Origin of the sequence: Actinoplanes sp. NPDC051343, assembly GCF_044455125.1 — a bacterium.
GTDB lineage: Bacteria > Actinomycetota > Actinomycetes > Mycobacteriales > Micromonosporaceae > Actinoplanes.
This window is the reverse complement of record NZ_JBITEL010000007.1, coordinates 38,514-57,264: the sequence shown is the minus strand read 5'-3', so window position 1 is coordinate 57,264 and position 18,751 is coordinate 38,514. Positions and strand designations below refer to the sequence as shown.

General features: G+C 70.3%; 18 protein-coding genes. 12 read left to right on the top strand and 6 right to left on the bottom strand.

Annotated features, from left to right (window positions below; translation table 11 throughout):
- The first annotated feature begins 16 nt into the window (after positions 1 to 16).
- Together ACIA5C_RS23165 and ACIA5C_RS23160 are read left to right on the top strand one after the other, a co-directional pair.
- Positions 17 to 817, top strand: coding sequence for a PrsW family intramembrane metalloprotease (locus ACIA5C_RS23165; protein WP_396057816.1), 801 nt, complete (start codon positions 17 to 19; stop codon positions 815 to 817).
- Between the two features lie 3 nt (positions 818 to 820).
- Positions 821 to 1,780: a phosphotransferase gene (locus tag ACIA5C_RS23160; RefSeq protein WP_396057814.1), complete on the top strand. Its 960-nt coding sequence runs from the start codon at positions 821 to 823 to the stop codon at positions 1,778 to 1,780.
- 17 nt (positions 1,781 to 1,797) lie between these two features.
- Here the strand turns inward: ACIA5C_RS23160 and ACIA5C_RS23155 are convergent, their stop codons facing one another.
- The 3 genes from ACIA5C_RS23155 to ACIA5C_RS23145 are packed head-to-tail and all read right to left on the bottom strand — an operon-like array spanning position 1,798 to position 4,786.
- Positions 1,798 to 2,718, bottom strand: coding sequence for an NAD-dependent epimerase/dehydratase family protein (locus ACIA5C_RS23155; protein ID WP_396057812.1), 921 nt, complete (start codon positions 2,716 to 2,718; stop codon positions 1,798 to 1,800).
- A gap of 15 nt (positions 2,719 to 2,733) precedes the next feature.
- Positions 2,734 to 3,816, bottom strand: a complete 1,083-nt coding sequence (locus tag ACIA5C_RS23150; protein WP_396057810.1) for a DNA glycosylase AlkZ-like family protein — start codon at positions 3,814 to 3,816, stop codon at positions 2,734 to 2,736.
- Positions 3,809 to 4,786, bottom strand: a complete 978-nt coding sequence (locus tag ACIA5C_RS23145; protein ID WP_396057807.1) for a methyltransferase domain-containing protein — start codon at positions 4,784 to 4,786, stop codon at positions 3,809 to 3,811. The genes ACIA5C_RS23150 and ACIA5C_RS23145 overlap by 8 nt, the downstream gene beginning before the upstream one ends.
- A gap of 101 nt (positions 4,787 to 4,887) precedes the next feature.
- Here ACIA5C_RS23145 and ACIA5C_RS23140 point away from each other — a divergent pair, with 101 nt between their 5' ends.
- The 6 genes from ACIA5C_RS23140 to ACIA5C_RS23115 all read left to right on the top strand — a co-directional run bounded on the left by ACIA5C_RS23140 (position 4,888) and on the right by ACIA5C_RS23115 (position 9,786).
- Positions 4,888 to 5,286, top strand: a complete 399-nt coding sequence (locus ACIA5C_RS23140) for a molybdopterin-binding protein (protein WP_396057805.1) — start codon at positions 4,888 to 4,890, stop codon at positions 5,284 to 5,286.
- A complete protein-coding gene (gene modA, locus ACIA5C_RS23135; protein WP_396057803.1) occupies positions 5,283 to 6,062 on the top strand; it encodes a molybdate ABC transporter substrate-binding protein in 780 nt (259 codons plus the stop codon). The genes ACIA5C_RS23140 and modA overlap by 4 nt, the downstream gene beginning before the upstream one ends.
- The gene (locus tag ACIA5C_RS23130) at positions 6,059 to 6,853 is read left to right on the top strand and encodes an ABC transporter permease (RefSeq protein WP_396058762.1); all 795 of its coding nucleotides are present in this window, start codon (positions 6,059 to 6,061) and stop codon (positions 6,851 to 6,853) included. Before modA ends, ACIA5C_RS23130 begins: the two co-directional genes overlap by 4 nt.
- Positions 6,850 to 7,884 (top strand): ABC transporter ATP-binding protein, encoded by a 1,035-nt coding sequence (locus ACIA5C_RS23125; protein ID WP_396057801.1) that lies wholly within the window; start codon positions 6,850 to 6,852, stop codon positions 7,882 to 7,884. The genes ACIA5C_RS23130 and ACIA5C_RS23125 overlap by 4 nt, the downstream gene beginning before the upstream one ends.
- A gap of 71 nt (positions 7,885 to 7,955) precedes the next feature.
- Complete coding sequence (locus ACIA5C_RS23120; protein ID WP_396057799.1) at positions 7,956 to 9,176, top strand: alpha-amylase family protein; 1,221 nt, start codon at positions 7,956 to 7,958, stop codon at positions 9,174 to 9,176.
- Between the two features lie 25 nt (positions 9,177 to 9,201).
- On the top strand, positions 9,202 to 9,786 hold the full coding sequence (locus tag ACIA5C_RS23115) for a DUF1684 domain-containing protein (RefSeq protein ID WP_396057798.1): 585 nt from the start codon (positions 9,202 to 9,204) through the stop codon (positions 9,784 to 9,786).
- A gap of 380 nt (positions 9,787 to 10,166) precedes the next feature.
- Here ACIA5C_RS23115 and ACIA5C_RS23110 read toward each other — a convergent pair whose 3' ends face one another.
- On the bottom strand, positions 10,167 to 10,715 hold the full coding sequence (locus ACIA5C_RS23110) for a GNAT family N-acetyltransferase (protein WP_396057796.1): 549 nt from the start codon (positions 10,713 to 10,715) through the stop codon (positions 10,167 to 10,169).
- 147 nt (positions 10,716 to 10,862) lie between these two features.
- Between ACIA5C_RS23110 and ACIA5C_RS23105 the strand changes: the two genes are divergently transcribed.
- Together ACIA5C_RS23105 and ACIA5C_RS23100 are read left to right on the top strand one after the other, a co-directional pair.
- Positions 10,863 to 12,470 (top strand): flavin-containing monooxygenase, encoded by a 1,608-nt coding sequence (locus tag ACIA5C_RS23105; RefSeq protein ID WP_396057795.1) that lies wholly within the window; start codon positions 10,863 to 10,865, stop codon positions 12,468 to 12,470.
- An 11-nt stretch (positions 12,471 to 12,481) separates the two neighbouring features.
- Positions 12,482 to 13,426, top strand: a complete 945-nt coding sequence (locus ACIA5C_RS23100; RefSeq protein ID WP_396057793.1) for an alpha/beta hydrolase — start codon at positions 12,482 to 12,484, stop codon at positions 13,424 to 13,426.
- On the opposite strand, the gene ACIA5C_RS23095 is transcribed toward ACIA5C_RS23100, so the two are convergent.
- Positions 13,419 to 14,390, bottom strand: a complete 972-nt coding sequence (locus ACIA5C_RS23095) for a LacI family DNA-binding transcriptional regulator (RefSeq protein ID WP_396057791.1) — start codon at positions 14,388 to 14,390, stop codon at positions 13,419 to 13,421. The two genes, ACIA5C_RS23100 and ACIA5C_RS23095, sit on opposite strands and share 8 nt — an antisense overlap.
- Positions 14,391 to 14,587: 197 nt before the next feature.
- Here ACIA5C_RS23095 and ACIA5C_RS23090 point away from each other — a divergent pair, with 197 nt between their 5' ends.
- Positions 14,588 to 16,819: an RICIN domain-containing protein gene (locus ACIA5C_RS23090; protein ID WP_396057789.1), complete on the top strand. Its 2,232-nt coding sequence runs from the start codon at positions 14,588 to 14,590 to the stop codon at positions 16,817 to 16,819.
- Positions 16,820 to 16,838: 19 nt separating this feature from the next.
- Positions 16,839 to 18,218 (top strand): ricin-type beta-trefoil lectin domain protein, encoded by a 1,380-nt coding sequence (locus ACIA5C_RS23085; RefSeq protein WP_396057787.1) that lies wholly within the window; start codon positions 16,839 to 16,841, stop codon positions 18,216 to 18,218.
- Here ACIA5C_RS23085 and ACIA5C_RS23080 read toward each other — a convergent pair.
- Entirely contained in the window at positions 18,215 to 18,658 is a 444-nt protein-coding gene (locus ACIA5C_RS23080; RefSeq protein WP_396057785.1) for a winged helix-turn-helix transcriptional regulator, read from the bottom strand. The genes ACIA5C_RS23085 and ACIA5C_RS23080 overlap by 4 nt on opposite strands.
- Positions 18,659 to 18,751 lie beyond the last annotated feature (93 nt).

Genomic DNA, 18,751 nt, shown 5'->3' with positions numbered 1-18,751 from the left:
TGGGAGGATCCCCGACATGCGCGATCACTCCCGTCGCTGGGCCTGGCTCGGAGTTCTCCTCATCGGGCTGATCCTCTACGTCGTGGTGCTGCGAACCCTGATCCACACGCAGAACCCCAACTTCGTTCCGGCGCTCATCCTGCTCGGCGCCACCGTCATCCCGCTGGCGTTCCTGACCTTCGCCCAGGCCCGCACCGGCCGCTGGCAGGTGCCGTCGTCGGCGCTGGCCGTCGCGGCGTTCTTCGGCGGCGTGATCGGCATCGTGGTCGCCGGCACGCTCGAATACAACTCGATGCGCGACCTGGGCGTGCTGCCGCTGGCGCTGGTCGCGGTGATCGAGGAGGCGGCGAAGCTGATCGTCCCGATTGCGCTGCTGTTCACGATCCTGGCCCGTCACGAGCGGCGGCTGCCCTCCGACGGCCTGATCATCGGGGTCGCCTCGGGCATGGGCTTCGCGGCGCTCGAGACGATGGGTTACGCGTTCACCGCGCTGCTCCAGTCGCAGGGCAACATCGGCGCGGTCGAGCAGACCCTGTTCCTGCGCGGGCTCACCTCACCGGCCGGGCACACCGCGTGGACCGGCCTGACCGCGGGCGCGCTGTGGGCGTTCATCGCGAGCCCGACCGGCAAGCGCTTCCTCGAGTTGCTGGCCACCTTCGCCGGGGCGGTCGTCCTGCACACGGCGTGGGACACGTTCGCCGGCCTGCCCGCCTTCATCATCCTGGGCGTGCTGAGCCTGGGCTGGCTGTTCCTGGCGCTGCGGCGCTATCGCACCTTCGGCGACCACTCGCTGCGACTCTCCCCGCTGACCATTTAGCCGATGCGCAGCCCCACGCAACGCCTCCTGTCCCCCGCCGACATCCAGGACATCGTCGGCTCGCCCGTGCTCGAGGCGGCCGAGCTGAGCGGCGGCGGTTTCGCGGCCGTCTGGCGAGCTACGCTCACCGACGGCCGCCACGTCGTGGTCAAGGTCGGTCCGCCGCCGACGGCTCGCCTGCTCGCGTACGAGGTGGGCCTGATCCGTCGCGAGGCGGAATACTTCGCCCTGGTCGCCGACCGTGCGCCGGTGCCCTCGGTGGTCGCCGCCTCCGACGACTGGATCGTCACCTCGTGGCTGCCCGGCCGGCCGCTGACCGAGGCCGACTCGCCGGCGGCCCGGGCCCAGCTGGGCGCAGTCGTCGCGGCCGTACACGAGATCACCGGCCCGCACTTCGGCTACGTCTCCGACCCCGCCCCACCCCCCGGCCCGTTCACCCACCCCGCGCCACGGCCGGCGGGCGACCGTGCCTCCGGGGCCGACTGGCCGACCGCTTTCGCCGCCATGGTGGCCGCACTGCGGGCCGACGCCGCGGCCTGGGGCGTGCCGCTGCCGCCGCTCGACGGCGTGGTCGAACGGCACGCGGACGTGCTGGCGTCGGTCACCCGGCCGGCCCTGCTCCACTTCGACCTATGGGACGGCAACGTGCTGGCCGGCCCGTCGGGCGAGCTGACCGGCCTGGTCGACGGCGAGCGCTACCTCTACGGTGACCCGCTGCTCGACCTGGTCTCGCCGGCCCTGTTCCGCCGCATCGAGGACATGCCGGACCATCCGTTCCTCCGCGGCTACGGCCGTACCGAATTCGACCGCTCGGCCCGCATCCGGTTGGCCCTCTACCGCCTGCACCTCTATGTGTTGATGCTCGCCGAGGCTCCGTCACGGGGCATCGGCCCCGACCGCCACGACCGCGTCACCCGGCTGCTGACCGCCGAGATCGAGCAGCTCGGCTCATTCGGCCGTTGAGTACAGGGCCGACATCTTCAGTGGCCGCCGAGCAGCGCCTTCTCCTGCTCGGCGGTGAAGGGCTCCGCCTCTGGGCCGCCGCGGGCGACGTCCCAGGCCAGGACGTCGGCGGCGGTCTCGGCCGGTGACCGCCACGTCAGGCCGGCCGCGACGGCCCGGGAGTTGTCGACCAGGTTGGCGGCCGCCCACTCCGGGTCGCCGATCCACAGTGGTACGCCCATCCACGGGTCTAACCCGGCGGCCAGCAGGTCGGCCGTGGACACCCAGACCAGCTCGACCGGGGCACCGGACCGGCACGCCTTCAGCACGTCGCCGAAGGGCAGCGCCGGACCGACCACGTTGAACACGCCGGACGGCGACGGGGAGACCAGGAAGCGGGCCAGGTCGCGAACGTCGATGAACTGGATCGGGTCGTCGGGCGCGCCCGGGGCCAGCACCCGGCCACCGCGGGCCAGGCGACGGGGCCAGTAGGGGAAGCGCACGGTCGGGTCGTACGGGCCGACGATCAGGCCGGGGCGGGCGATCGCCGCGCGCGGGCCGAACACCGAGAGAACCACCTGCTCGCAGGCGGCTTTGCGGCCACCGTAGGAGTCGTCGGAGAGGACGGCCGCGCCCTCGACCGGTGGCACCGACTGGTCGGCGTAGACCGAGACCGAGGAGACGAAGACGTAACGGTCGACCGCGTCGCGCAGCGCCGCGACCGAGAGCGAGACCACCGCGGGGTCGTAGCCGGCACAGTCGATCACCGCGTCGAAGTGGCGGCCGGCCAGCGGCGACAGCGAGACCGTGCGGTCGCCGGTCACCGTCTCGACCGAAGGGTAGAGGCCGGGGTTGGTGAGGCCACGGTTGAACATCGTGACCGAGTGGCCGGCGGCCAGAGCTTCATCGACGACGGCACGACCGACGAAACGGGTGCCACCCAGTACCAGCAGGCGCATGCGGCAGGAGCGTAGTCAGCGAGGCAGCACCAGGTCCATCTCGAGCCAGTCGGCCAGGTCGTGGATCTCCGCGATCACCTCGTCCAGCGGGAGCGTCTCGTCCTGGTGGATCGCTGCCACCCGGAGCACATCGGCCTTGCGGTCGGCGGCGGCGTCGACCTTGCCGAGCAGGCGGTCGCCGACGAGGATCGGCAGCGCCCAGTAACCCCAGCGGCGCTTGGCCGCCGGCTTGTACATCTCCAGCTGGTAGTCGAACTCGAACAGGTCGGTCATCCGCTTGCGGTCGAAGATGGTCCGGTCGAGCGGCGACAACAGCGCGACCCGCGGGTGGAAAGGCATGTCGAGCAGTTGCGGATCGACGCGCCACTTACCGCGTACGCCCGAAATCACGGCCGGCTCGCCGGCCTCGCCGACGCCGCCCGGCTCGGACTGGGTGTCCTGGCCCTTGGAGCGGGCTATCCCGAGCGAGCTCAGCCGCCGCTCGTCGCGCTGCCGCCGGGCGAGGTCCGACGGCACCGGCGGGAGGGCCGGATAGACCCGGGAGGCCAGGTCGAACAGCCTGTCCGGCCCGCGCCGCCCGCTGACCGCGACCTCGCCCCGCGCCACCATGAAATCGAGCAGCCGGACCACGTTGCGGTCGTTGTTCCACCCCGACGACTCCCACGGAACCGCACAGGCGTCCGGAATGTCGCGTGAGGACAGCGGGCCTTCGGCCGAGAGGCGGGCCAGGATGTCGCGCCGGCAGGCGTCGTTCTTCTCGACCCATGCGGCCTGGGACGCACGCCAGGCCGGACCACCGGCGGGCCACACAGCCATGTCCGCCTGGTAGAGCGGGAGATCGGCGGCCGGCCGGATCATGCCGTTGAGCTCGATCAAATCGCGACTTCCGAGCAACGACTGCAACGTCGCCGGCTCGTAGCCCGACCCGAGCCGGCTCCACAACACCAGGTCGGCGCTCGGTGCGACGGCGGCCGTCTGGTCGTACTGAAGAAGGGTGAGGTCGTGCACCACCTCGACCACCCCGGACGGCCGGGGCAGGGACAGCAGCTGGGCGTTCAGCGCGATCCGCCGGGCTTCGGCGAGCGAAAGCTCATGCACGCGTCGCACCCGCGAGGAAATGATCGGCCGGATCCTCGTACCGGAAAAGAGCCCAGCCCGCCGTGGCCAGCAACCGGCGCAGCGGGGTCTCGTTGAGCGGCTCGTCCGGCCGCACCGTGCGGCCGTGGCGGGCGGCGAGCGCCGCCCGCCCCGAGGGATGGAAGATGATCAGCCGGCCGCCGGGGCGCGTCACCCGGGCGAGTTCGGCCAGCCCGGCGCCGGGGTCGGGCAGGTGGTGCACCAGGCCGGCCGCGAAGACCACGTCGGCCGCCGCGTCGGCGATCGGCAACCGGCGCGCGTCGGCCAGCGCCAGCGTCGCGCAGTCGTCCCGGCCGGCGGCGCGCGCCCGGGCCAGCATGTCGGGGGTGATGTCGAAGCCGATCACCCGGCCGGTCGGTGCAACCGCGGCGGAGAGGTCCGGCAGCGCGCGCCCGGTGCCGCAACCCACATCGAGTGCCAGGTCGCCGGGTGCGAGGCCGGCGGCCTCGACCGCTTTCCGGTACGCCGGGAAATCGTCGCCGAACTTGGTGTCCCACCCGGCGGCCCGGGCCCCGAAGAACGCCCGGCTCTCGGTCAGGTACCACTGTTCGGGGTCGGCCAGCCGCGGGTGCACGTGCCGGATCACCGGCCATTGCGGATCGTGGTGGTCGATCACCACCTGGGCCCGGCGCTCGCCCTCGCCGTCGCCCAGCCGGCCGCGCGGCCCGCTGCGGAGATAGACGATGACCTGGTCGGCGGCGGGTTCGAGCACGTTGAGGGCGGAGTCGAAGGCGCCGCCCGCGGGCCCGGTGAGCCCCAGCACCGCGTCGACGCTCCACGCCCGGGCGGACGGCGGGAACGCGGCGGCGAGCCGGGCAGCGAACGCGGCCGCCGCCCCGTGGTCACCGCCCTCGACGATCACGGTGAGAGGGGCCCGCGGCGCGAGTACCTCGGCTAAGAACGCGGTGACCTCGGCGATCCGTTCCGGCACGCCCACAGCATGCCGCTGAGCTTGTGATCAGTGCAACGGTTCGGCAACTGCGAGGCCTTTTCGCGTGTTGCCCTCGCAGTTGCGGCCCTAGAGTGAGGGTTGTGACGACGTATCGCATCGGCGAGGCCGCCGAACTCCTCGGCGTGAGCGTCGACACCGTGCGGCGCTGGGTGGATGCCGGGCGTCTCGCCGCCGGGCGCGACGAGCACGGTCACCGCAGCATCGCCGGCGCCGACCTGGCCGCCTTCGCGCGGACGCTGGCCGACGAGCCCGATCCGGGCACCCGCCGCTCGTCGGCCCGCAACCGGCTGCGGGGCATCGTGACCGCGATCAGCCGCGACGCGGTGATGGCGCAGGTCGACATCCAGGCCGGACCGTTCCGGGTGGTCTCGCTGATGAGCCGCGAGGCCGTCGACGAGCTGGGCCTGGAGGTCGGGTCGGCGGCAACCGCTGTGATCAAGTCGACCACGGTGGTCGTGGAGCGAGGGGACGACAGATGAGGTTCAGATTCGTGGCGGCGGCCGCCCTGGCCACCGCCCTGGCCACCGCAGGATGCGGCCGCTCCTCGACGCCGGCCGCGGGAACCAGCACGGCTGCTGTCACCGGGAAGATCACGGTGCTGGCGGCGGCCTCGCTGACCGAGTCGTTCGACCGGATCGGCAAGGACTTCCAGGCGGCCCACCCGGGCACGACTGTCACTTTCTCGTACGCCGGCAGCTCCCAGCTCGCCCAGCAGATCACCGCGGGCGCACCGGCCGACGTGTTCGCCTCGGCCAGCCCGGCCACCATGAAGACGGTCACCGACGCCGGCGACAACACCGGCACCCCGGCCGTCTTCGTGAAAAACCAGCTGGTCATCGCCGTTCCCAAGGGCAACCCGAAGGGCATCAGGGCGCTGGCCGACCTGACCGGGCCGGGCCTCAAGGTCGCGCTCTGCGCCAAGGAGGTGCCGTGCGGCGCGGCCGCGCACACCGCGCTCGCCGCGGCCGGCGTCAAGCTCACCCCGGTCACCGAGGAACAGGACGTCAAGTCGGCGCTGTCCAAGGTGAAGCTGGGCGAGGTCGACGCGGCGCTGGTCTACCGCACCGATGCCCACGCCGCGGCCGGTGACGTGGACGGCATCGAGTTCCCCGAGTCCGCCCAGGCGATCAACAACTACCCGATCGTCGTCCTGAAGAACGCCCCCAACCCGTCGGGCGCGGCCGCGTTCGTCGCCTTCGTACAGACCCCGGCCGAGCTGACGGTCCTGTCCGACGTCGGGTTCCAGCGGCCCTGAGCAAGCGAAATCTCTCCCGAGTTCCGCTAGCCCTGGCGATCCCCGCGGTCGCCGGGCTCGCGTTTCTCGTGCTGCCCCTGGTCGGACTGCTGGTCCGGGCGCCCTGGGCGACGCTGCCCCGGCGGATCACCGACCCGGCGATAGTGGCCGCGCTCCGGCTGTCGCTGGAGACCGCGACCCTGGCGACCGCGGTGAGCCTGGTCCTCGGCGTACCGCTGGCCTGGGTCCTGGCCCGCACCCGGCTGCCCGGGCGGCGGTTCGTGCGTGCGCTGGTGACGGTGCCGCTGGTGCTGCCGCCGGTGGTCGGCGGCGTGGCGCTGCTGCTGGTCTTCGGCCGGAGGGGTCTGCTCGGCGCCTGGCTCGACACCCACTTCGGCATCACGCTGCCGTTCACCACCACGGGCGTCGTGGTCGCGGAGGCGTTCGTGGCCATGCCGTTCCTGGTGATCAGTGTGGAGGGTGCGCTGCGGGGCGCCGACGCCCGCTACGAGGAGGCCGCGGCGACGCTCGGCGCGACCCGCTGGACGGCCTTCCGCCGGGTCACGTTGCCGCTGGTCGCACCCGGCATCGCGGCCGGTGCGGTGCTCTGCTGGGCGCGCGCGCTGGGCGAGTTCGGCGCGACCATCACGTTCGCCGGCAACTTCCCGGGCCGCACCCAGACCATGCCGCTCGCCGTCTACCTGGCTCTCGAGCAGGACGTCGACGCCGCGATCGTGCTCAGCCTGGTGCTGCTGGTCGTCTCGGTCGTCGTCCTGGCCGCCCTGCGCGATCGGTGGATCAACGCCGCATGAGCCTCTCCAGCCGCCTCGTCGTCCGCCGCAACGACTTCACCCTCGACATCGAACTCGCCGCCGCACCCGGCGAAGTCGTCGCGCTGCTCGGCCCGAACGGCGCCGGTAAGACGACGGCCCTGCGCGCGCTGGCCGGCCTGGCCGACCTCGACGACGGCCACATCACGCTCGACGACGTCCGGCTCGACCGGGTGCCGACCGAGAACCGCCGCATCGGCGTCGTCTTCCAGGACTATCTGCTCTTCCCGCACCTGTCGGCCCTCGACAACGTGGCTTTCGGCCCCCGCTGCCGCCGCGTTCCGCGACGGCTCGCGCGGGCCCAGGCTGCCGAGTGGCTCACGCGGGTGGGCCTGGCCGATCACGTACGCAAGAAGCCGCGCCAACTGTCCGGAGGCCAAGCCCAACGGGTCGCCCTGGCGAGGGCGCTCGCGGCCGAGCCCCGCCTGCTGCTGCTCGACGAACCGCTGGCCGCCCTCGACGCCCGCACCCGCATGGAGACCCGCGCCCAGCTGCGCGGCCACCTCGCCTCGTTCCCCGGCGCCACCGTCCTGGTCACCCACGACCCTCTCGACGCCCTGATGCTGGCCGACCGCCTGGTGGTCGTCGAGGACGGCCGCGTGGTGCAGACCGGCGACGCGGCCACGATCACCGCCCAGCCCCGCACCGACTACGTGGCCCGGCTGGTCGGCCTCAACCTCTACCGGGGCCGCGCCGACGGCACCGCAGTCACCGTGGCCGGCGGCTTCACCCTGGTCACCGCCACCCCTGAGCAAGGCGACGTGTTCGTGGCGTTCCCGCCGAGCGCGGTCGCCCTGTTCCCGGACCGCCCTGCGGGCAGCCCCCGCAACACCTGGCCGGCCACGGTCACCACGGTCTCCCGGCACGGCGACGCCCTGCGCATCGAACTGACCGGCCCGCTCCCGGTCGCCGCCGACATCACCCCGGCCGCCGCGGTCCAGCTCGACCTGGCCCCGGGCCGCGAGGTGTGGGCCGCCCTCAAGGCGACCGAGGCGAGCGCCTACCCCGCCTGACCGGCCGGCCGATGAACGCCGCATGATCCGGCGAGGCTGCTCGGGCCCCGCGGCGGGGTAGGTTGACCTGCGTGGATTCGTGGATCTCGTACTCCGTGTGGTGGCACGTCTATCCGCTCGGCTTCACCGGGGGGCTTCATGCCGGGCCGGGGCATCGGCTGGGCCGGATCGTCGACTGGATGGACTACGCGGTCGAGCTCGGGGCCAACGGGCTGCTACTGGGGCCGATCTTCGCGTCCTCGACGCACGGGTACGACACGATCGACCACTTCCGCATCGATCCTCGGCTGGGGGACGACGGCGACTTCGACGCTCTGGTCGCGGCGGCCCGGGCGCGCGGGCTGCGGCTTCTTCTCGACGGCGTTTTCAACCATGTCGGCCGCGGTTTCGAGGCGGCACCGTCGTGGTTCAGCGGGTCCGTCTTCGAGGGGCACGACGAGCTGCCGGAGCTGGACCATGCGAACCCGGAGGTCGTCGACTACACGGTCCAGGTGATGGAGCACTGGCTGGGCCGGGGCGCCGACGGGTGGCGGCTGGACGCCGCGTACGCGGTCGAGCCGGCGTTCTGGAAAGCCGTACTGGACCGGGTGCGTGCCACGCACCCGGCCGCCTGGTTCGTCGGCGAGATGATTCAGGGCGACTACGCGGGTTACCAGCGCGACAGCGGTCTTGATGCGGTGACCCAGTACGAGCTATGGAAGGCGATCTGGAGCAGCCTCAACGACGGCAACTTCTTCGAGCTGGCGTGGGCTCTGAAGCGGCACGCCTCCGTCCACCTTCCGATGACCTTCGTCGGCAACCACGACGTGACGCGGATCGCCAGCCGGCTCGACGATCCGCGGCATCTCGCTCACGCTCTGGTCGTGCTGTTCCTGGCCGGCGGCGTGCCGAGCGTCTACTACGGCGACGAGCAGGCGTTCCGCGGTGTCAAGGAGGAACGGTTCGGCGGCGACGACGCGATCCGGCCCGAGTTCCCCGCTTCGCCGGGCGACCTGGCGCCCTACGGCTGGCCGACCTACCGCCTGCACGAGCGGCTGATCGGCTTCCGGCGGCGGCACCCGTGGCTGGCCGAGGCCGCACTGACGTCGGAGCACCTGACCAACACCGCGGTCGCGCTCCGCTCCACCAACGGCGCCGAGCAGGTCATCGCCCTGCTCAACGTGGGCGACGACGCATACACGTTCCCGATCGAGGCGGGCGGCCTCTCGCTCGCCGAGAAGGGCGACGACCAGTCCGATCCGCTGACCGTGCCCGCACACGGCTGGGCGATCCTCACTTCGGCCGGGGAGTGATCACGGTGAAGCTAGCCTGGAGGCCATGGAGGCACTTGAGCTCACCGATTTCCGCGCCGCGACCGCCCGGATGTACCTGGACTCCACCGGCCTGAAGGAATTCCGGGCTCGGCGGGACGACCTGTTCGCCACCCACCCGCAGTCGGCGATCCCGGCTGCCGAACGGGCCGGGTTCCGGGGGCTGCGCTACTTCGAGCCGGACGACGACGCGATCTGCGAGGTCGACCTGCGGCCCGAGGCGGGCGAGATCGACATCGACACCGGCGGGCCGGACGGCGTGGTGCACTACGACCGGGTCGGGGTGCTCGAGACGCCGTACGGCGAGCTGTCGCTGTGGTGGATCCGGGCCTACGGCGGCGGGCTTTTCCTTCCGGTGCGCGACGGCACCTGCGGCAAGAGCACCTACGGCGGCGGCCGCTATCTGACCGACACGGTCAAAGGCACGCACGGCCGCGGGCTGCAGGTGGTCGGCGACACCCGGGTACGCCTCGACTTCAACTACCTCTACAACCCGTCCTGCGCCTATGACGACCAGTGGCTGTGCCCGCTCGCCCCGCCGGAGAACCGGGTCACGGCCGCGATCGAGGCCGGAGAGCTGACATACCACTGATCGCCTGATCGCCGCCAGTGCCACCGGCGAAGGCGACGAACGGTGCCGGCTTGGCGGGCGCAGCACCATCCCGACCGTGCCGGCCGCCAACAGCAACGCGGTCATCACGATGGCCGTCGAAGCCCGCCTCGCGGCGATGAACAGCCCGGCCGGCAGCGGTCCGACCAGGTAGAGCGCTTCCTCGGTCACCGAGTCGAGCGCGTACGCCCGCTGCTTGAGCGACGTGCCCAGGGTGGCCACCCGCCAGGTGGCCCGCATGGCCGGGCCGAGCGGCGGCGCCGCGAGGCCGGCCAGGCCGATGAGGAGGACACGAAGGCGCGCAGCGCGAACGGCAGCGTGCGGACGTCACGGTAGCTGTCCACGCCGGCGACCGGGCGCATTTACTGCCGGCTGGGCCATTCCGGGGCTAGCAGCGACCAGACCTCGCAGTCGTGGCGGACGCCCTTCCACGGATATTGCGAGCGCAGCGTGCCGTCGAGGGTCATGCCGAGGCGGCGGGCGACGTTGGCGCTGGCGGTGTTGTCGGGGCGGCAGCGCCATTCGACGCGGTGCAGGCCGCGGGTGACTATCGCGTAGTCGATGAGGGTGCGGCAGGCTCGGGTGACCAGGCCGTGGCCGGTGCCGGCCGGTTCGAGCCAGCAGCCGATCTCGCAGTTGCCGGTGCCGGGGTCGAACTGGGGGAACATCACGCCGCCGACCAGGGTGCCGTCGAGCCAGATGCCGTAGACGCCGCCGCCGGTCGCCGCCTGTTTGTCGGCGTACCGCTGGAGGGTGTTCCGCGCCGATTCGAGGTCGGTGCTGACGCTCGCCCACGGGATCCAGGGGTCGACCGTCGCGCGGGCGCGGTCCATGTGCGCCAGGAATTCCGGGGCCATCCAGGGCTCGAGCGGACGTAGCACGGCGGAGTCACCTAAGTCGACCTTGAACACCCGGGCAGCCTATCGGAAACGATCTACCTGCGGTTTCACAGGGACGAAACAATTGACTCGATGCAGAATGCATTCTATGTTGTGAGCCTGATCACGGTGAGCGGCGCCCTCTTCACCGGCTGTGCACCCACCCCCTCGGGAGGCAGCATGTCCGACTCCACTACCAAGACCGTCGATGCCGTCATCGTCGGCGCCGGGTTCTCCGGCATGTATCTGCTCCATCGCCTGCGCGAGATGGGCCTCAAGGCGGTCGTCTTCGAGGCCGGCACCGACGTCGGCGGCACCTGGTACTGGAACCGCTACCCCGGTGCCCGGGTCGACGTGGAAAGCCTCGCCTACTCGTACTCCTTCTCGAACGACCTCGAGCAGGAGTTCGAGTGGAAGGAGCGCTACCCCACCCAGCCCGAGATCCTCAAGTACGCCCGGCACGTCGCCGACCGCTTCGACCTGCGCAAGGACATCGTCTTCCGCACCCGGGTCACGGCCGCGACCTACAACGACGACTCCCGCGACTGGCTGATCCGCACCGAGTACGGCGAGGCCGTCACCGCCCGCTGGTTCGTCATGGCGACCGGCTGCCTCTCGTCGTCGAAGATGCCCGAGATCCCCGGGCTGGCCGCGTTCAAGGGCGCGACCTACCACACCGCACACTGGCCGCACGAGGGTGTCGATTTCACCGGGCAACGGGTCGGCATCATCGGCACCGGATCGTCCGGCGTGCAGTCGATTCCGGTGATCGCCGAGCAGGCCCTCGACCTGACCGTCTTCCAGCGGACGCCGTCGTACTCGCTGCCCGCCCGCAACCGCAAGCTGCGGCCGCAGGAGGTCGCCGACATGAAGGCCCGCTACCCCGAGTTCCGGCAGGAGCAGCGGGAATCGGGCGCCGGGGTGCCGGTGCCGATCCCCACCAGGTCGGCGCTCGAGGTGGCCGACGCCGAACGCGACTCGATCTACGAGCAGGCGTGGGAGAGCGGCAGCCTGGTCAACCTGCTGTCCAGCTTCACCGACCTGGCGGTCAGTCAGGACGCCAACGACACCGCGAAGCGCTGGATCCACCGCAAGATCCACGAGATCGTCGCGGACCAGGCGGTCGCTGACGACCTCTGCCCGGAGTACCCGTTCGGCACCAAGCGGCCGTGCCTGGACACGAACTACTTCGAGACCTACAACCGGCCGAACGTGCACCTGGTGAACCTGCAGCGCACCCCGCTGATCGAGGTCACCGAGAAGGGCATCCGCACGTCGGAGCGGGAGTACGAGTTCGACGTGATCGTCTACGCGACCGGTTTCGACGCGATGACCGGGTCGCTGACCAACGTCGACATCCGCGGCCGGGACGGGCTCTCGCTGCGGGAGACCTGGCGGGCCGGCCCGCGGACGTACCTCGGCATCGGCTCGGCCGGCTTCCCCAACCTGTTCATGATCACCGGACCGGGCAGCCCGTCGGTGTTGTCCAACATGGTCGTCTCGATCGAGCAGCACGTGGACTTCGTGGCCGACGCGATCGGGCATCTGCGCGAGCAGGGCCTGGCCACGATCGAACCGACCGCCGAGGCGCAGGACGCGTGGGTCGACCACGTCAACGAGATCGCCAGTCACACGCTCTATCCCAAGGCCAACTCCTGGTACATGGGCGCCAACGTGCCCGGCAAGCCGCGCGTGTTCATGCCGTACGCCGGCGGGGTGGGCGAGTACCGCAAGAAATGCGACGAGGTCGCGGCCAAGGGTTACGAGGGCTTTGCCCTCGCCTTCTGAAAGGAGATCAGATGTCTCGTCGCGAATTGATCGACGCTGAAGTACGCGTCCCCCTGGACCAACTGCTCGATGCACTCCCCGGTGGTTTCAACGCCATCCCCGACATCGTGCAGCGACGGGCGACCGTCGAGGCGATGCTCTCCGGCATCGAGGTGCCGGACAACCCGAACGTCACCAAAGAGGACCGCACGATTCCCGGGCCGGACGGCGAGCCGGACATCAGCGTCCGCATCTACCGCCCAGCGGGCAAAACCGAAAAGGGCATCTACTTCATTCACGGCGGCGGCATGATCCTGGGCAGCGTCGAAGGCGAGGACCCGGTCGCCACCAAGATCTGCGACGAGGTCGGCGCTGTCGTCGTCTCCGTCGAATACCGCCTCTCCCCCGAGAATCCGCACCCGGTTCCGGCCGAGGATTGTTATGCCGGCCTCAAATGGATGGCCGCTCATTCCGGCGAACTGGGGATCAACCCCGAAAAGCTCGGCGTCTACGGCGGCAGCGCGGGCGGCGGCCTCGCGATCGCGGTCGCACTCATGGCGCGGGACCGCGGTGGCCCGGCGCTGAAGTTCATGATGCCGATCTACCCGATGATCGACGACACCAACACCACCGCGTCCACGCAGGAGATCGTCGATATCGGCATCTGGGACCGGGCCGGCAACATCCAGGCCTGGGAGTGGTATCTGGGCGGCAAGCCGGCCGACCAGTACGCCGCGCCGACCCGGGCGGAGGACCTGGCCGGCCTGCCGCCGGCGTTCATCGACGTCGGTACGGTCGACATGTTCCGCGACGAGGACATCGCCTTCGCCCAGCGGCTCATGCAGTCCGGCGTGCCGACCGAGCTGCACATCCACCCGGGCAGCTATCACGCGGCCGAGACGTTCGCGACCGATGCGGCCCTGTCCCAGCGCATCTGGTCGCTGCGCATCGACGCCCTGAAGCGTTTCCTCAGCTGACCGGTGCGGTGCTGTCCCGGACGACCAGTTCCGTGGCCAGCTCGATGTGCAGGGCCTCGGCCTCGTGCCCGTCGAGCACCCGCATCAGCGCGGTCACGGCCATCCGTCCCATCTCCTGCAACGGTTGCCGCACCGTCGTGAGCCGCGGCGTGGTCGCCCGGCTCACGTCGATGTCGTCGAAACCGACCACCGAAAGATCCTGAGGCACCTGGAGGCCGCGGTCCGCCGCGGCCTCCAGTACGCCCACGGCCACCTTGTCGTTGAAGCACACGATCGCCGTCGGTCGCGAGTCGAGGTCGAGAAGCTCCCCGCCCTCCTTGCGGCCGGTCGCCGCGATCGGTTCGCCGTAGCGGACCAGCTCCGGTCCGACCAGCGCGCCCACCTGCGCCAGGGCTGAGGCGTGCCCGGCCAGCCGGGCCTCCCCGGCCGCCAGCACCGGACCGGCCGAGATCACCCCGATCCGCCGGTGCCCGAGACCGGCCAGGTGCGCGGTCGCGTCGCGCGACCCGGAGAAGTTGGCCGCCGAGACCGACAGGACGTCTTTCGGTACGCGGACGCGCGGATCGATCACCACGAACGGCGTGCCGGACGCACGCAGGGCCTCGATCTCGCTCGTCTCTTCGGGCGGCAGGATCAGGACCGCCCCGGCGATCTCGCCCCGGGACGGGAGCCGGCGCAGCACGTCGTCGTGATAGCTCGCGCCACCGGTGTCGAGCAGCATCTCGCGCCCGTGCAGCCGCAGCGTTTCGCCGACCGAGGACACGATGGGTCCGAAGTAGTCGGTCAGCTCGTAGGGGCAGCGGACGAAGACGAGGCCTTCTTTCTGAATGGAACGAGAGGCCGCGTCGAGGACCCGCCGGCGCGTTGAGGATGCCACGTGACTGTGCCCGTTGAGCGCGCGCGAGACCGTCGCCGGGGAGAGGCCCAGCTGAGCGGCCAGTTCGCGTACCGTCGCGCCCTTCATCGGGCGAGCATAGCGCTCGATTTCTTGACATCGATGAAACACGATGCTTTCCTTACAAAAACACGCGTTGCAGAGCCGTTTCATAAGTTTCTATGCAGCTCAGCAGCGGTTTGTGACGACCGAAGCCGACCCACCCGGCACCGGCGCCAGGCGTGTTGTTTCAGTAACAAACCCCTTCGTTGCAGTGGAGAGGGCAAATGAAACAGTCCGTATGGCTCGCCGCCGTGGGCGGAGCCAGCCTCGTGGCCACCGGGCTCGTGGGCGTGATGGGTGCGAGCAGCGCCTCCGCCGCCCCGCCGACCGGGACGTTCTTCACCTTCGTCAGCGGTAACAGTGGCAAGTGTCTCGACGCCGCGTCCGCCTCGACCGCCAACGGCACCGCCGTGCAGCAGTACGGGTGCAACGGCAGCGCGGCCCAGCAGTGGGAGTTCCTGCCCGCAGCCGACGCCGGCTACTACGTGATCGTCAACCACAACGCGCCCCAGCCGGCGATCGATGTGGACGGTCCCTCGACCACCTCCGGCGCCAAGATCCATCTCTGGTCGAACGGCGGCTGGAGCAGCCAGGAATGGCAGCCGGTGCAGGAGAGCAGCGGCGCCTACCACTTCGTCAGCCACTACAGCGGCCTCTGCCTGGACACCCCCGGCGCATCCCAGGCCGACGGTGTCCAGCTGCAGCAGTACGCCTGCAACGGCACCGCCGCCCAGTCCTGGGCCCTGAACGCCGCCGGCGGCGGTGGTGGAACGACGCCGCCGACCAACCCGAACAACCCCGACCTCGGCCCGAACGTCAAGATCTTCACGCCGTCGATGTCGCAGTCGTCGATCCAGTCGACGATCAGCTCGGTCTACAGCTCGCAGCAGAGCAACCAGTTCGGCACCAACCGCTACGCCCTGCTGTTCGCGCCGGGCAGCTACAACGTGGACGTCCCGGTCGGCTTCTACACCCAGGTGGCCGGCCTCGGCGCCTCCCCGGACGACGTCTCGCTGACCGGCGCCGGCATCCACGTCGACGCGGCCTGGTCGGGCGGCAACGCGACCCAGAACTTCTGGCGCGACGTCGAGAACCTCTCCGACACCCCGAGCTCGGGCACGCTGGAGTACGCGGTGTCCCAGGCCGACCCGTTCCGCCGGGTCGACGTGCACGGCAACATGACCCTCGACGACTACACCTCGGGCAACAACTCGAGCAACTGGTCGTCCGGCGGCTACATCGGCGACTCCCGCATCTCCGGGCAGATCAACTCCGGTACGCAGCAGCAGTACCTGTTCCAGGACACCCAGATGGGCAGCTTCACCGGCTCGAACTGGAACCTGGTCTTCACCGGCGACACCGGTGGCGTTCCCGGCACCTCGTTCCCGAGCCGCACCAACACGGGCGCCTCGCCGGTCAACCGCGAGAAGCCGTACCTCTACACCGACAGCACCGGCCTCTACAACGTGATGGTTCCGGCGTTGCGCACCAACGCGAGCGGCCCCTCCTGGACCGGCGGCTCGACCGCGGGCACCTCGATCCCGATCACCCAGTTCTACGTGGTGAAGTCGGGCGACACCGCCTCGACGATCAACGCCGCGCTGGCGAGTGGCAAGAACCTGCTGGTCACCCCCGGCGTCTACCACCTCAACGCCCCGATCAACATCACTCGGGCCAACACCGTGGTGCTCGGCCTCGGCCTGGCGACCTTCATGCCGGACAACGGCGTCACCGCGATCACCACCGCCGACGTGGACGGCATCGACGTCGCCGGCCTGCTGATCAGCGCCGGCACGACCAACAGTCAGATGCTGATGCAGGTCGGTCCGGCCGGATCGTCGGCGTCCCACGCGTCCGACCCGATCGCGCTGCAGGACGTGTTCTTCCGGGTCGGTGGCGACGTGGCAGGCAAGGCGACCCAGTCGCTGGTGGTCAACAGCTCCGACACGATCGGCAGCGACAACTGGATCTGGCGGGCCGACCACGGCAACGACAACACGTACGGCTGGGGCACCAACACCGCGGCCAACGGGCTGGTCGTCAACGGCAACAACGTGACGATGTACGGCCTGGCGGTCGAGCACTACCAGCAGTACCAGACACTGTGGAACGGCAACGGCGGCCGGACGTACTTCTACCAGTCCGAGATGCCGTACGACGTGCCCAGCAACGCGAGCTGGTCGGCCGGCGGCGGTGAGCAGGGCTACCCGTCGTACAAGGTGGCCAACTCGGTGACCTCGCACCAGGCGTGGGGCACCGGCGTCTACTGCTACTTCAGCACGAACTCGAGCGTGGTCGCCGACCGCGGCATCGAGGTGCCGAGCAGTGGAACCACCTTCCACGACATGATCGATGTCTCGCTCGGCGGGACCGGGACGATCAACCACATCATCAACAACAGCGGCGCCAAGGTCAGCTCCGCTTCGAACGTCCAACCTTTGACCGTCGGCCCCTGACCCCCGGAGGGATACCCCCATGTCCCGAGTCAAGACGCTGCTCGCCGCCATCCCCGTGGCCGCCGCGGCGATCCTCACCGCCACATCCGGACCGGCGGCCGCGGCCGCCAATCCCGGGCCCGGCTTCCCCACGCACTACGCCGCGCCCTACGCCGAGATGTGGAACGACCCGTCCAGCCTGATGAACGCCTACAACGCGACCGGCAACAAGTACTACACGCTGGCCTTCATCATCAGTCAGGGCACCTGCAACGCCGCTATCAACGGCGACACCCCGGTGACCGACGCCGGCTGGAACAACGCCATCAACAGCCTGCGCGCGGCCGGCGGTGACGTGATCGCCTCGTTCGGCGGCGCGTCGGGCTCCGAACTCGCCTCGTGCGGCACGGTCGCCTCGATGCAGGCGCAATATCAAAAGGTCATCGACCAGTTCAACCTCACCGGCATCGACCTCGACATCGAGGAAGACACGCTCAACAACACCGCCGCCAACGACCGGCGCAACCAGGCTCTGGCCAACCTGCAGACCCAGTACGCCGCCCAGGGCAAGAACCTCCAGGTCGACTACACGCTCCCGGTCGACCCGACCGGCCTGGACTCCCGTGGCGTCGGCATCCTGCAGAACGCCAGGAGCCACAACCTGAACGTCAACCTGGTCGACATCATGACCATGGATTACGGCCCGGCCATGGACATGGGCCAGGCCGCGATCAGCGCCGCGAACGCCCTGCACACCCAGCTCGGCCAGATCTGGACGACCAAGACGTCGGCCCAGCTCTGGGCGATGGAGGGCAACTGCCCGATGATCGGCGTCAACGACGGCGGCGTCGAGACGTTCACCATCCAGGACGGTCAGGAACTGGAGAGCTTCGCCGCCGCCAACGGCATCCAGGAGCTGACATTCTGGGCGCTCGGCCGCGACAACTCGGCGCAGAGCGGCATCTCGCAGAGCAACTACCAGTTCCTCAACATGTTCAAGGCGATCACCGGCGGCGGTACGACGACACCTCCGCCGCCCACCGGCGGTACGGCGATCCACGGCTACGGCGGCAAGTGCGTCGACGTCGCCGGGGCGTCCGCCACCAACGGCACCAAGGTCGACATCTACGGCTGCAACGGCACCAACGCGCAGGCGTGGACGCACTCCGGCAACACGTTCCAGGCGCTCGGCAAGTGCCTCGACGTGGCGGCGGCCGGCACCACGAACGGCGCCAAGGTGCAGATCTACGACTGCAACGGCACTGCGGCCCAGGCCTGGACCGTGGGTGCGAACAACAGCCTGGTCAACTCGGGGTCCGGCAAGTGCCTCGACGACACCGGCTGGAGCACGACCGACGGCAACCAGCTGCAGATCTGGACCTGTGGCGGCACCGCCAACCAGGCCTGGACGCTGGGTTAAGCGACAGGCCCGGCGAGGCTCCACCCCTCGACCTTGCTGACCGGGGTGACCTCGCCGGGCCCGACCACCTCGCCGCACTCGGCGCAGGTCACCCGGGGCCGGAACTCGTGATCGTGGTGGTGCCGCAGCTGCGTGGTCGGCTGCGTCACCGCCCACTTGTTTCCCCAGGTGAGCAGCGACGCGATGACCGGGCCCAGCTCGCGACCGGCCTCGGTCAGGTGGTAGCCCTCGCCGCGCACCAGGATGCCGGCCTCGACCAGCGCTTTCAGCCGGGCCGCGAGGCGGTCGCGGGGGGCGCCGGTGTTGCCGGCGATCTGGTTGAAGCGGTGGTTGCCGAAGGAGATCTCGCGTACCGCGAGCAGGGCCCAGCGGTCACCGACCAGCTCCAGCGCGGCCGCGGCGGCACACGGCCGGCCCGGCAGGGAGGCAACGTCTATCACCCGCTCAGCGTGCCACTTACGGTTTGATTTTCCAACCAACCCCGTTATCGTACGGCCGTGAGCAGTTCAGTTGGATTTTCAAACCGTCGGGTA

Coding starts and splice junctions, on each gene's coding strand:
- ACIA5C_RS23165 (WP_396057816.1), top strand. CDS start 17: ATGCGCGATCACTCCCGTCGCTGGGCCTGGCTCGGAGTTCTCCTCATC.
- ACIA5C_RS23160 (WP_396057814.1), top strand. CDS start 821: ATGCGCAGCCCCACGCAACGCCTCCTGTCCCCCGCCGACATCCAGGAC.
- ACIA5C_RS23155 (WP_396057812.1), bottom strand. CDS start 2,718: ATGCGCCTGCTGGTACTGGGTGGCACCCGTTTCGTCGGTCGTGCCGTC.
- modA (WP_396057803.1), top strand. CDS start 5,283: ATGAGGTTCAGATTCGTGGCGGCGGCCGCCCTGGCCACCGCCCTGGCC.
- ACIA5C_RS23125 (WP_396057801.1), top strand. CDS start 6,850: ATGAGCCTCTCCAGCCGCCTCGTCGTCCGCCGCAACGACTTCACCCTC.
- ACIA5C_RS23115 (WP_396057798.1), top strand. CDS start 9,202: ATGGAGGCACTTGAGCTCACCGATTTCCGCGCCGCGACCGCCCGGATG.
- ACIA5C_RS23105 (WP_396057795.1), top strand. CDS start 10,863: ATGTCCGACTCCACTACCAAGACCGTCGATGCCGTCATCGTCGGCGCC.
- ACIA5C_RS23100 (WP_396057793.1), top strand. CDS start 12,482: ATGTCTCGTCGCGAATTGATCGACGCTGAAGTACGCGTCCCCCTGGAC.
- ACIA5C_RS23095 (WP_396057791.1), bottom strand. CDS start 14,390: ATGAAGGGCGCGACGGTACGCGAACTGGCCGCTCAGCTGGGCCTCTCC.
- ACIA5C_RS23090 (WP_396057789.1), top strand. CDS start 14,588: ATGAAACAGTCCGTATGGCTCGCCGCCGTGGGCGGAGCCAGCCTCGTG.
- ACIA5C_RS23085 (WP_396057787.1), top strand. CDS start 16,839: ATGTCCCGAGTCAAGACGCTGCTCGCCGCCATCCCCGTGGCCGCCGCG.